The 13,501-nt window shown below is 50.5% G+C and carries 12 protein-coding genes; 11 read left to right on the forward strand and 1 reads right to left on the reverse strand.

All coding sequences use genetic code 11. From position 1 onward, the window contains the following. Window positions 1-46: 46 nt before the first annotated feature. The gene (locus DW800_RS06165) at window positions 47-622 is read right to left on the reverse strand and encodes an HdeD family acid-resistance protein (RefSeq protein WP_057256468.1); all 576 of its coding nucleotides are present in this window, start codon (window positions 620-622) and stop codon (window positions 47-49) included. Between the two features lie 628 nt (window positions 623-1,250). Here DW800_RS06165 and trpB point away from each other — a divergent pair. From trpB to DW800_RS06225, 11 genes are all read left to right on the forward strand, one after another. After that, window positions 1,251-2,426, forward strand: coding sequence for a tryptophan synthase subunit beta (trpB, locus tag DW800_RS06175; RefSeq protein ID WP_207814323.1), 1,176 nt, complete (start codon window positions 1,251-1,253; stop codon window positions 2,424-2,426). Between the two features lie 62 nt (window positions 2,427-2,488). After that, the gene (locus DW800_RS06180; RefSeq protein WP_016273891.1) at window positions 2,489-3,889 is read left to right on the forward strand and encodes an anthranilate synthase component I family protein; all 1,401 of its coding nucleotides are present in this window, start codon (window positions 2,489-2,491) and stop codon (window positions 3,887-3,889) included. Between the two features lie 146 nt (window positions 3,890-4,035). Next, entirely contained in the window at window positions 4,036-4,662 is a 627-nt protein-coding gene (locus DW800_RS06185; protein WP_022401209.1) for an anthranilate synthase component II, read from the forward strand. Window positions 4,663-4,726: 64 nt separating this feature from the next. After that, window positions 4,727-5,722 (forward strand): anthranilate phosphoribosyltransferase, encoded by a 996-nt coding sequence (gene trpD, locus DW800_RS06190; RefSeq protein ID WP_005827521.1) that lies wholly within the window; start codon window positions 4,727-4,729, stop codon window positions 5,720-5,722. Between the two features lie 4 nt (window positions 5,723-5,726). Next, on the forward strand, window positions 5,727-6,554 hold the full coding sequence (gene trpC, locus DW800_RS06195) for an indole-3-glycerol phosphate synthase TrpC (protein ID WP_119957907.1): 828 nt from the start codon (window positions 5,727-5,729) through the stop codon (window positions 6,552-6,554). Window positions 6,555-6,657: 103 nt separating this feature from the next. Next, a complete protein-coding gene (locus tag DW800_RS06200; protein ID WP_057089591.1) occupies window positions 6,658-7,281 on the forward strand; it encodes a phosphoribosylanthranilate isomerase in 624 nt (207 codons plus the stop codon). 212 nt (window positions 7,282-7,493) lie between these two features. Beyond that, the gene (gene trpA / locus DW800_RS06205) at window positions 7,494-8,273 is read left to right on the forward strand and encodes a tryptophan synthase subunit alpha (RefSeq protein ID WP_117652637.1); all 780 of its coding nucleotides are present in this window, start codon (window positions 7,494-7,496) and stop codon (window positions 8,271-8,273) included. A 141-nt stretch (window positions 8,274-8,414) separates the two neighbouring features. Beyond that, window positions 8,415-9,455 (forward strand): asparaginase, encoded by a 1,041-nt coding sequence (gene ansA / locus DW800_RS06210; RefSeq protein ID WP_119957908.1) that lies wholly within the window; start codon window positions 8,415-8,417, stop codon window positions 9,453-9,455. Window positions 9,456-9,635: 180 nt separating this feature from the next. Continuing rightward, a complete protein-coding gene (locus DW800_RS06215) occupies window positions 9,636-11,915 on the forward strand; it encodes an LruC domain-containing protein (RefSeq protein WP_119957909.1) in 2,280 nt (759 codons plus the stop codon). Window positions 11,916-11,940: 25 nt separating this feature from the next. Next, on the forward strand, window positions 11,941-12,300 hold the full coding sequence (locus DW800_RS06220; RefSeq protein WP_119957910.1) for a PleD family two-component system response regulator: 360 nt from the start codon (window positions 11,941-11,943) through the stop codon (window positions 12,298-12,300). An 18-nt stretch (window positions 12,301-12,318) separates the two neighbouring features. Beyond that, window positions 12,319-13,485 carry a sugar transferase gene (locus tag DW800_RS06225; RefSeq protein WP_119957922.1) on the forward strand — a complete coding sequence of 389 codons (1,167 nt, stop codon included), beginning with the start codon at window positions 12,319-12,321 and terminating at the stop codon, window positions 13,483-13,485. The last annotated feature ends 16 nt before the right edge of the window (window positions 13,486-13,501 follow it).

The following is a 13,501-nucleotide window of genomic DNA, read 5'->3' on the forward strand; positions in this document are numbered from 1 at the left end:
ACTCCTGACAGACCATCTGTTCAACCTCAACAGATGGTCTGTTTTTTTATTCTATAATTTGTGCATCCTCAATATCGTCCACTGCCTTTACTGAAGCATCCGGTGTCTTCGGGCGGCGACGCGTAAACTTGAACCAGTTCAGCAGTTCCGAAGCCGCATAGACCAGACTGCTGATACCGATAATGATAAATGCCGTGGAGCGTACTCCCGTAGGATTGAACAGCGCAACCAAGCCGGCAAGCAGAATCAATACCGGAACCACATAAAAACCTCCCGGTACCGGCATCCAGCGACGGGCAGCGGAAAGCGAGGCAATCTGTTGCACTCCTCCCATCACCAGGATAAATCCCAATACAAATGTCAGCAAATCGGCAAAGAAACCGGGCATGATAATCAGCCACAAGCCAAACAGCAGGCTGCCCACCCCCTCGATAGGGAAGCGGCTGCGCATCTCCGTGCTCTGTGCAAAGTAGCCTATGATGCTGACAAGCGAAGGCACCAGGAAAATGACACCTATCGTAATCACAAAGTAATCACCGGCTTGGTCGGGAAACATCACCAGCACCAAACCGATAACCAGCGCACATATAGCACGCAAAAATGAATAACTTAATCCTTTCATGAGTTTATGTTTTTTTGCGAAGATACATCTTTATCCGAATAACTCCACACGAAAATCCCGAAAAATCAGTTTACATTCAGCCAGGCATTCATATCTTCGGCCACAAAGAGCCAGTATAATAACAATAGTACAGCAATAACCACGCCTATGGCAACTAAATGTTTTCTATTCATAGTTTGTTCCTTTCTTTTTTTGAATGAATATTCGTTTTTACTACACTTATAAGAACAATATTTCAAGAAAAATGTTCTTATCCAGAAAAAAAGTCATATTTATTTTGGCAGTTAAAACAAAGTGCTTATATTTGTCGCGAAAACGAAGACAGGCTGCACCTCAGCATAAAAAATGAACAAGTTCATTTTATTATACATTCGGTTTGCACTGTCTTTGCCCCCGATAAAACAAAAAAAGTCAATGAAAACAATGTTAGTAAATACATATTGGTGGTGGCACCCGTTACAACTCCGACAGTCGTAAGGGAGCAGCGCTCGTATGTATATATGTAATATATAGTAAAAAACAAAAAGAGCCCTGTCGCACCAAGCGACGGGGCTCTTTTCGTTTAAGCAATAATGCGTTTTGATTTCTGAAATAGTAAATAGTAAATCGTCAAATAGTAAATAACATGATGAATTTCTTAGTTGACAAAGAAGGTTATTACGGAGAGTTCGGCGGGGCATACGTTCCCGAAATCCTCCACAAATGTGTAGAAGAGTTGCAGAACACCTACCTCAAGGTGCTGCAAAGTGAGGACTTCAAGCGTGAATACGACCAGTTGCTGCGCGACTACGTGGGACGCCCTTCCCCACTCTACTTGGCACACCGCTTGTCCGAGAAGTACGGTTGCCGGATTTACCTCAAGCGTGAAGACCTGAACCACACCGGTGCCCACAAAATCAACAACAGCATCGGGCAGGTGTTGCTGGCACGCCGCATGGGCAAGCGCCGCATCATCGCCGAAACCGGAGCCGGACAGCACGGCGTTGCCACAGCCACCGTCTGCGCCTTGATGAACATGGAATGCATCGTCTACATGGGTAAGACCGACGTAGAGCGCCAGCGCGTCAATGTGGAGAAGATGAAGATGCTCGGCGCCACCGTCGTTCCCGTCACCAGTGGCAATATGACGTTGAAGGACGCCACCAACGAAGCCATCCGCGACTGGTGCTGCCATCCGTCGGACACCTACTACGTGATAGGTTCCACCGTCGGCCCGCATCCCTACCCCGACATGGTGGCACGCCTGCAGTCCGTCATCAGCGAAGAAATAAGGAAGCAGCTCCTTGAACACGAGGGACGCGAATGCCCCGACTACCTCATCGCCTGCGTAGGTGGAGGAAGCAATGCAGCCGGCACCATCTATCACTACGTCAACGACCCGAACGTGCAAATCGTCCTCGCCGAAGCCGGTGGAAAAGGCATTGAAACGGGAATGACAGCCGCCACCATCGCCCTCGGCAAGATGGGCATCATCCACGGCTCGCGCACCTACGTCATCCAGAACGAGGACGGACAGATAGAAGAGCCCTATTCCATTTCTGCCGGACTGGACTATCCGGGCATCGGCCCCATGCACGCCAACCTTGCCAAGCAGAAACGTGCCATCGTCCTCGCCGTCAACGACGATGAAGCCATCCGCGCCGCCTACGAACTGACCCGGCTCGAAGGCATCATCCCCGCATTGGAAAGTGCCCACGCACTGGGTGCGCTGGAGAAGATGAGGTTCAAGCCGACGGACGTGGTGGTGCTGACGGTGTCGGGACGGGGGGATAAGGATATAGAGACGTATTTGAGTGATAAGTGATGAGTTATAAGTGATGAGTTATTTGAAAATACGAGATACAATGAAATAAAATACAAGATACAATGAAACAATATGATTATAAAACAATCAGCCGCACCATGCTCGGTGACTTGCATACGCCGGTGAGCACGTATCTGAAGGTGCGCGACATCTTTCCGCAGAGCGCACTTATGGAGAGTTCCGACTATCATGGCAGTGAGAACAACCGCTCGTTCATCGCTCTGTGTCCGCTGGCAAGTGTCAGCATAGACCACGGCACGGCTATCTTCCGCCTGCCGGACGACAGCCGCGAAGAGCATCCCATAACCGAAGAATACCGGGTGGAAAACGCACTGAACGATTTCCTCTGCCGCTTCCGCGTGGAGGGCGAATACAGCAATTACTGCGGACTCTACGGATACACCTCCTTCAATGCTGTCCGCTACTTCGAGAATATCCCCGTGAAGGACAGCCGCGAAGCTACCAACGATGCGCCGGACATGCTGTACATATTATATAAGTACCTCATCGTCTTCAACGACTTCAAGAATGAGATGCTGCTCCTCGAGATGCTGGCGCCCGGCGAGACCAGCGAACTGGACCAGGTGCAGAAGGCCATCCATAACCGCAACTACACCGCCTACGATTTCCGCGCCATCGGCCCCACCACCTCTCCGCTTACGGACGAGGAGCACAAGGCGAATATCCGCCGGGGCATCGCCCACTGTCTGCGCGGCGACGTTTTCCAGATAGTCCTCTCCCGCCGATTCGAGCAGCGTTTCACGGGCGATGACTTCAAGCTCTACCGTGCCCTGCGCAGTATCAACCCTTCGCCCTATCTGTTCTATTTCGACTTCGGGGGCTTCCGCATTTTCGGCTCGTCTCCCGAAACCCATTGCCGCATCGAAGGCCGCCATGCCTATATCGACCCCATTGCCGGAACCACGAAGCGCACCGGCGATGCAGAGCAGGATGCCCTCAATGCCCGGTACCTGCACGACGACCCCAAAGAGAACGCCGAACACGTGATGCTGGTGGACCTTGCCCGCAACGACCTCTCCCGCAACTGCCACGATGTAAAGGTGGATTTCTATAAGGAGATGCAGTATTACAGCCATGTCATCCACCTCGTCAGCCGTGTCAGCGGAACGCTCCGCGAAGAGGCCGACCCCGTCAAGGCCTTCATCGACACCTTCCCTGCCGGTACCCTGAGCGGCGCCCCCAAGGTACGCGCCATGCAACTCATCAGCCAGCTGGAACCGCACAACCGTGGAGCCTACGGCGGCTGCATCGGTTTCATCGGACTGAACGGCTCGCTGAACCAGGCGATTACGATTCGTACTTTTGTCAGCCGCAACGGTGTCCTCTGGTTCCAGGCAGGCGGCGGCATCGTAGCCAAGAGCAACGACGAGTACGAGCTGCAAGAGGTGAACAACAAGCTCGGCGCACTGAAAAAGGCGATTGAGATGGCAGAAAAAATGTGAGTTTATGTACGATTTGACGATTTACGATGTACGATTTGCCATGCGGCGTACATTGCGCAGCCAAATCGTACATCGTAAATAAAGTAACTTCAATCGTACATCGTAAATCGTCAAATAGTAAATAAAATAGATTGTAAATACAAAAGATGAAAACAGTTATCATAGACAATTACGACTCCTTCACCTACAACCTTGCCCATCTGGTGAAAGAGCTTGGCGCAGAAGTGGATGTGCTGCGCAACGATAAATTCCGGCTCGAAGAATTGGAGCCATACGATAAAATCATCCTCTCACCCGGCCCCGGTGTCCCCGAGGAAGCCGGACTGCTGCTGGATGTCATCCGCACCTATGCCGGACGGAAACCCATACTCGGTGTCTGTCTGGGCGAACAAGCCATCGGACAAGCGTTCGGCGGAAAGCTGGTCAATCTGGAAGAGGTGTTCCATGGGGTACAGACGGAGATAAGGATGAAGGGGGAAGGATTAAGGATTAGGGATGAAGGATTAGGGGGGAAGGATTATGAAGGTATTTCTCTCGAAGAAGACTATATCTTCTGCGGTTTACCCGATAGGATTCCCGTCGGACGATACCACTCCTGGGTGGTCGATACGGAGGACTTTCCCGAAGCGCTGGCCGTTACCGCCATCAGCCCCGAAGGACAAATCATGGCGCTGAAACATCGGGAGTATGACATACACGGCATCCAGTTCCATCCTGAATCGGTACTGACACCCGACGGAAAAACAATCGTAAAAAACTGGCTTTTCAAATGAGGCACTTCAGAAAAAGAGTAAATTCAATCGTCAAATCGTAAATCGTCAAATCGTAAATAAAAAGATGAAAGCAATACTCACCCGTCTCTTCAACCACGAAGAGCTTACGTCGGAGGAAACCAAACAAATCCTCCTCAACATCACCAAGGAAATGTATCCTGAGGCGCAGATAGCAGCCTTGCTCACTGCCTTCCAGATGCGGAGCATCACTGTGGACGAGCTTATCGGTTTCCGCGAAGCACTGATGGAGACACGCCTTCCCATCGACTTCGCCCCCTATCGCCCCATCGACATTGTAGGTACGGGCGGCGACGGAAAGAACACCTTCAACATCTCCACCTGCGCTTGCTTCGTGGTGGCGGGAGCCGGCTACAAGGTTGCCAAGCACGGCAACTACGGAGCCACTTCCGTGAGCGGAGCCAGCAATGTCATCGAGCAGCACGGCGTACGCTTCACCAACAACCCCGACACGCTGAAACGCAGCATGGAGGAGTGCAACATCGCTTACCTCCATGCCCAGCTTTTCAATCCGGCGATGAAGTTTGTCGGTCCCGTACGCAAGACGTTGGGAGTGCGCACCTTGTTCAATCTGCTCGGCCCGCTGGTGAATCCATGCTGCCCGGCATACCAGCTGCTCGGTGTGGCAGACCTCTCGCAGATGCGCCTATACACCAACGTATTCTATAAGCTCGGCATTGACTTTGCCGTGGTCAACAGCCTCGACAGCTACGACGAAATCTCCCTGACGGACGAGTTCAAGGTGATGACCCGCAACTATGAGCGCATCTACCGTCCGCAGGCCCTCGGCTTCAAGGATGCCCGTCCCGAAGAACTCTTCGGCGGCGTATGCAAGGAAGATGCCGCCCGCATCTTCGACAATATCCTTACGGGGCATGCCACACCTGCACAAACGCAATGCGTCATTGTCAACGCCGCCTTTGCCATCCAAGTGATGGAGCCGCAGAAAGAGATTGAAGAGTGCATCGCCATCGCACGCGAATCACTGGATAGCGGACGGGCGCTGGCGACACTGAAAAAATTTATCGAGATTAATAAATAAAGCAATGAAAGATATACTGTCCGAAATCATCGCCCATAAGCAAACAGAGATTGAACTGCAAAAGCAGACCGTCTCTCCGGAACAGTTGCAGGAGCAGGCCGGAATCATCATCCGGGAGAATGCGGCCCACCACCGCAGCATGAAGCAGGCCCTTGCCGCTTCTTCTACAGGAATCATCTCCGAGTTCAAACGCCGTTCACCCTCTAAAGGCTGGATAAACGAGGCTGCCCAAGCAGAGGAAATACCCGCCTCCTACGAAGCCGCCGGCGCCGCCGCCCTCTCCATCCTGACGGATGAGAAGTTCTTCGGCGGTACGCTGCGCGACATCCGCACGGCCCGTCCGCTCGTCCGCATCCCCATTCTGCGCAAGGACTTCATCATCGACGAGTACCAGCTTCTGCAAGCCTGCATCGTAGGTGCCGACGCCGTATTGCTCATTGCCGCCTGCCTCAGTCCGGAGCAGTGTAGCACCCTCACCGCCCAAGCCCACGAACTCGGGCTAGAGGTATTGCTCGAAATCCACAGCCCTTCGGAACTCTCCTATATAAATAAGGAGGTCGACATGGTGGGTGTCAACAACCGCAACCTCGGCTCCTTCGTCACCGATGTGGAGAACTCCTTCCGGATAGCCCGGCAACTGCGCGAAGCCACCCACGGACCGGCATCCCCGCTCCTTGTTTCCGAAAGCGGCATCTCCGACCCCGAAACCATCTGCCGCCTGCGTGCCGCCGGCTTCCGCGGTTTCCTCATCGGCGAAACCTTCATGAAAACAGCCAATCCGGGCGAAACCCTGAAAGAGTTCATCCAAGACAGTCTCTTAATTAGTAATTGAAAGTTGATAATTGAAAGTTGATAATTGTAAATACAAAAGTCTCTCATACAGCGTTACATCGCGCAGCCAAATTGTAAATCGTAAATTGTAAATCGTAAATAAAATGTCTCCTCTCATCAAAGTATGCGGAATGACCGAAGCAGAAAACATCCGCAATGTAGAACTGCAAGGGGTAGATATGATTGGTTTCATCTTCTACCCAAAATCTCCCCGTTGTCTGTGCCAGATGCCCGGGTATCTGCCAGCCTGCGCCAAGCGTGTCGGCGTCTTTGTCAACGAAAGTAAGGAAAACATCCTGATGTATACCGACCGTTTCGGCCTGGACTACATCCAGCTGCATGGCAATGAGGCTCCCGAGTACTGCCGTTCCCTGCGCAATGCAGGCCTGCACCTCATCAAGGCTTTCTCCATCTTGCTGCCCAAGGACCTGCTTTCCGTATCTGCCTACAATGGTCTGTGCGACTATTACCTCTTCGACACCAAGACCCCACAGTACGGCGGTTCCGGCAACCAGTTCGACTGGAACCTCCTACACCGCTACAACGGTCCCACCCCGTTCCTGCTCAGCGGTGGCATCAACCCCTACAGCGTAAAAGCCCTCCGGGAGTTCCGCCACCCCTATTTCGCAGGTATCGACATCAACAGCCGCTTCGAGACGGCACCGGGAATAAAGGATGTGGAACGCATCTCAAACTTCCTGAAAGAACTCAAGGGAGGTACGATTTGACAATCTATACTATTTACGATTTGACGATTTACGATTTACGATTAAAGTTAGATTTTGCTGATAAGAATCGTAAATAAAGTAACTCCAATCGTAAATAGTAAATTGTAAATCGTAAATAGTAAATTGAAAATCGTAAATAGTAAATTGTAAATCATAAATCGTAAATAAAGTAATTTCAATCGTAAATTGTAAATTGTAAAATTGTAAATCGTATGTTGAACCGCATTAACCAACTTTTCCAGGACAGCCCCAAGAATCTGCTGTCCATTTACTTTTGTGCAGGCTGTCCCAACCTCGACGGTACTGCCGACGTTATCCGTGCCCTCGAAAGAAACGGAGTCAGCATGATTGAAATCGGAATTCCGTTCAGTGACCCCATGGCCGACGGCATTGTCATTCAGAACGCCGCCACCCGTGCCCTGCACAACGGCATGTCCCTCCGCCTGCTTTTCGAACAATTGCGCGACATCCGTCGCGATGTCCGCATCCCGCTTGTCCTTATGGGATACCTCAATCCCATCATGCAGTTCGGCTTCGAAGCCTTCTGCCAGAAGTGCGTGGAATGCGGCATCGACGGCGTCATCATTCCCGACCTCCCTTTCCGCGATTACGAAGAGAGTTACAAAGCCATCGCCTCGAAGTATGACATCCGTGTCATCATGCTCATTACCCCCGAAACCAGCGAAGCCCGCGTCCGCGAAATAGACGCCCACACCGACGGATTCATCTATCTGGTGTCCAGTGCCGCCACCACCGGTGCCCAGAAAGACTTCGACACCCGGAAGCAAGCCTACTTCAAGAAGATAGAGGATATGAACCTGCGCAATCCACGCATGGTAGGCTTCGGCATCAGCAACAAGCAGACATTCGATGCCGCCTGCGCCCATTCATCCGGTGCCATCATCGGCAGCCGCTTCGTCACGCTGCTCAACGAGAAGGAAGGAGATGCGGAAAAGGCTATCAGGCAGTTGAAGGAAGATTTGAAACAGTGAGCTTATTCAAATTTCATACAATATATTTTTCGCAATGAAAAAATAAAAGAGACAAAATCTGCAAAGACTTGTCTCTTTTATTTTCTCCCCATCTCATATTTCACTATCTTTGTGCCCGAAAAAAGCTCTAATACGAATATCATGAAAGTCGATTGCCCTTCCGTACTATTGATTTACACTGGCGGAACTATCGGAATGATAGAAAATCCCGAGACCGGTGCGCTTGAGAACTTCAACTTCGACCAACTGCTGCAGCATGTTCCCGAACTGAAGCGCTTCAACTACCGCATCTCTTCCTATCAGTTCGACCCACCGATCGACTCTTCCGACATGGAGCCTTCCCTCTGGGCAAAGATTGTAAAAATCATCAACTACAACTACGACAATTTCGACGGCTTCGTCATCCTGCACGGTACCGATACGATGGCCTATACAGCCTCCGCCCTCAGCTTCATGCTCGAGAACCTTTCCAAGCCGGTCATCCTCACCGGTTCCCAGCTTCCCATCGGCACCCTGCGCACCGACGGGAAAGAGAACCTCATCACCGCCATTGAAATAGCCGCCGCCAAGCATCCGGACGGTACTCCTATCGTCCCCGAAGTGTGCATCTTCTTCGAGAACGAGCTGATGCGGGGCAACCGTACCACCAAAATCAATGCCGAGAATTTCAACGCTTTCCGCTCCTTCAACTATCCCGCACTGGCAAAGGCAGGCATCCATATCCGCTATAACGAGCACCTCATCCGCCGTCCCGACCCGTCGCGCCCCATGAAGCCGCACTACCTTTTCGACACCAATGTCGTAGTGCTCACCCTCTTTCCCGGCATCCAGGAAAGCATCATCAACTCCGTGCTTCATGTTCCCGGCCTGAAAGCCGTGGTCCTCAAGACCTTCGGTTCCGGCAATGCCCCCCAGAAAGAATGGTTCATCCGCCAGCTGAAAGAAGCCAGCGAACGTGGCATTGTCATCGTCAACATCACCCAATGCCAAAGTGGCGCCGTCGAGATGGGGCGTTACGAAACCGGTCTGCAACTTCTCCAGGCAGGTGTCATCAGCGGCTATGACAGCACCCCCGAATGTGCCGTCACCAAACTCATGTTCCTCCTGGGGCATGGACTGGACCAAACCGAAATCCGCCACCGCATGAATTCCGACCTGGCAGGAGAAATCACCAAGATTTAGTAAAGCGGCAATACAGAGGGCATTTAGTAATATTGATAATTTTCAAGACAAACTTGCATTATCTATCCATGTAAAATCGTTAAAAAGCGTTAACCAATACGCTTTTATCCCCCATTAATAAGGCATATTAGCTTAAATAAACGTACTTTTGCTTACAATCAAACAAAACAAATGTAAAATATGGGAGAGAATATCCAATACAAACGCTTTCTGCCGCTTGTTATTCTTGCAATGAGTATACTGCTGCAGGGTTGTAAAGACGATGTTTTTAACCCCGAGAAAGTGAAAGCAGCCTATCAGGATAGGTTTCCGGTCAAGAACATAGACCCGGCTATGGATTGGAAAATGACTCAGCAGGTCCGGGTCAATGTTTCTGTATCCGAAGATACCGGCATCGACTACACCATACGTATTTACGACAAGAACCCCTTAATCAGCCGGTCATCCGCCAAACTGCTGGCAGAAGGCACCGCCAATAATACAACAGTATTTACTACCGTCATGGACTGCCCTTCTGTGCTGACGAGCGCTTTTGTGTGCCGCACCGATGCACACAGCCGCAACATAGTAAAATACGTATCCATCCAAAACGGTCAGCTCCATGCCGCTTTCGGCAGTTCCCCCACAACTACACGTGCCGCATGGACACGCAGTGTCAGCATCGAGACCTATTCACCGGAAAAGTCTGAGGCAGAAATCACCGCAATGCTATCAAGTGCCGAAGAAATAAGGCCGAATACCGATTTTCAAAACGGAAAAGCCTACAAAATCTCCAAAGACAATATATATAGGAATAAAATCAGCAAGGACGGCATGGGAAGTGACAATCCGGCCATCATCATCATTGAAGGCAGCTGGGAACCCAATGGAAACAACATGACCGTTGAACGAGGCTTCGAATTCTATGTGATTGACGGAGGGGAAATCGTGATACCGGACGAGCACACCTTCACTTTAGTGCAATCCAGCCGGTTTATCGTCTACGCGGGTGGAACCATCAAAGGGAACGACATCGAATTGACCAATGCATCCGGAGGCAGCTACAACTACAATGCCGGCACTATGGAAATAGACGATTTCCATGTCAGCCAGGGAGGAGCATTCTATAATTGCGGTACCGTGCGTGTCGATGAAATGAATTTCGACAGCGGATGCAAATTCATCAACCAGGGCAAAGCCTATATCGAGAAAACCGACAGCAACATCACTATAGACAACGGATGCTATCTATATGTAGAAGAATTTGTCGGCACACTGAACATGGGAGACATCTCCTCTGCAGAGATAGAGGATTTCGGAGACCATAGCAACAATTACAACACCCAAATCACGATGGGTGACAACTCCATGATAACCGTGCTTGATGAAGCGGAATTGTCACAAGCACAATTTATGGGTCCAAACAATGAATATGCACTGGTAAAAATCAATAAAATTGAAGATATAGGAAATTTCTCCAGCCAGGGAAACATTCATTATGAAGTGAAAGAAATTGACGATGATATCACCGAGGACAGGTGGGAAGCCAAATTCCTTGATGCCATCAAGAACACCCAAGGAACCATATCCAAATGGGGAGAATCCCCCATCACCATTCCCGCCGGAGACTGTACGGGCGAAGGCAACACTCCGGACGAGTCCGGCTCAGAAACCCCTACAGACCCGGTCTCCTATACGTACGTATTCGAAGACAACTTCCCGTTGGTAGGCGACTATGACTTCAACGACGTGGTCTTGGACGTGGAGACCCGCTATCACCGCGAGAAAAAGACGAACCACATCAAGCGCATACAGCTCGACGTGACCCTTGCTGCAGCAGGAGCAAGCAAGCCGTTGGGCGTAGGGCTACGGATTGTCGGAATCAATAAATCAGCTATCAAAGAAATCAAGACCGGAGGCGACGATTCGCGTTTCCAGGAGTCATTCAACAGCTCGTACAACAAATTCAGGTATAACAACGTTACTTACATGGAAGATTCCGATCCGAGTGTCGTAATCCCCATCGCAGGCGAGGTACACAATGTATTCGGAGTTGAACCGGGTGAGATGGTAAATACCGGCATTGGAGTAACCGCCAAAGAGTACACTTATGAAGTCATTATTGAACTGGCAGACCAAACCCGGACAGAGCCCCCATTCTCAAAAGACAATCTGGACTTCTTCATCTGTTATCAATATAAAAGCATGGAACAACGCATGGAAGTTCATCTTTACGAATTTTGGGGATATGGCGCCACTGCCGCCGGAACCATACAGCAAGAGAATCTTGACTTGGCAGGCAACAACACGTGGGCAATCTGCGTGCCGTATGGCTTCCGCTATCCCAAAGAAACAATCAATGTGTCACGTACTGATATCCCCGAGGCAAGCGCATATCCGGAATTCATCTATTGGGCCCAAGACAGAACCCAGTATACGGAATGGTACGAACACCCGGTAGAAGAAAATGTATATAGATAAATATAGCAAACAACTATCATAAACAATGAAACAAATATTATTTGTAGATGACAAACCTGCCATAGGCAAGGTACTCTCGGTCTATTTAGGGAAAGAGAATGAGCTGGTTTATTTTGAAGATCCCGTCAGGGCCATAGAATGGTTGAACGAGGGGAACGAGCCCGCTCTCATCATTTCGGACATACGCATGCCCAAAATGACCGGAGGTGAATTCCTGGCATATCTGAAAAGCAATTCACTTTTTAAGGACATTCCGGTCGTGATGCTTTCCAGTGAGGAAAGTACCACCGAGCGCATCAACCTGCTCGAAGCCGGAGCCGAGGATTTCATACTGAAACCTTTCAATCCTATGGAGCTGAAGGCCCGCATCAAGAAATTTCTCTAAACAACAAAATCAATGGATATGTTATATTATATCTACATAGGTAGCAACCGCGTCACCATCGACCACTTGAGCAAAATTGCGGGAGGCATGTTCATGGCTGTTTCATCCTGCAACAAAGCGGCGAAAGTCATCGACGGTATCCGCGAACGGTACAACACATCCATTCTTTACGAAGAAAGCACCCCTCAAACGGACAGCCAGAACATCACTTTCCTGCACAAGCGCTTCCCCCGTGTCTACATCATCCTCATCACTGAAGGACTGCAGAAGGAACACCGCAAGCTCTATCTGCAGGCAGGTGTCAACAACACCCTCTCCCCCATGGCCAGCGAAGAGAGCCTCCAGCAAATGACAAAATTCCTCCAACTGCGCAAGGAGCATAAGTTGCAGGAATTCAGCCAGTCACACCGTAAGATATTCAACACCTTCCACCTGCCTGTGTGGAAGCGCATATTCGACATCCTTTTTGCTGTTGCCGTACTGATTGTGCTGTCTCCCATACTCATCGCGACAGCCATAGCCATCCGCGTGGAAAGCAAGGGAAGAGTGATTTACAAGTCCCAGCGTGTAGGCAGCAACTACCAGATATTCAACTTCCTGAAGTTCCGCTCCATGTACACCAATGCCGACAAGCGCCTGAAAGAGCTGAACGCCCTCAACCAATATAAGATAGAGGAAGAGCTTACGGACGAGCAGCCCGATATCCGCTTCGACGACCTGACCGGCACTTCCGAAGAGGAGGCTACCCTGCTGATTTCGGACGATTTCGTCATCTCCGAAGAAGATTTCCTTAAAAAGAAGGCCCAAGAAAAACAGAATACGTTTGTCAAGATAGAGAACGATCCCCGCGTCACCCGCGTAGGCCGTTTCATCCGCAAGTACAGCATTGACGAACTGCCGCAGCTGTTCAACGTCCTCAAAGGAGACATGAGCATCGTGGGCAACCGCCCGCTCCCCCTCTACGAGGCCGAGCTGCTGACCAGCGACGCATATATCGAGCGCTTCATGGCCCCTGCCGGACTGACGGGACTGTGGCAAGTGGAGAAACGAGGCGGTGCCGGGAAGATGTCGGCCGAAGAGCGCAAGCAACTGGACATTAAGTACGCCAAAGAATTTTCATTCTGGCTGGACATGAAGATACTGTGCAAGACGCTGACAGCGTTTGTGCAGAAAGAGAATGTATAAAAATAAAGATAATAGG

The sequence above is a fragment of the Bacteroides sp. AM32-11AC genome, assembly GCF_003603515.1.
GTDB classification, from domain to species: Bacteria; Bacteroidota; Bacteroidia; order Bacteroidales; family Bacteroidaceae; genus Bacteroides; species Bacteroides uniformis.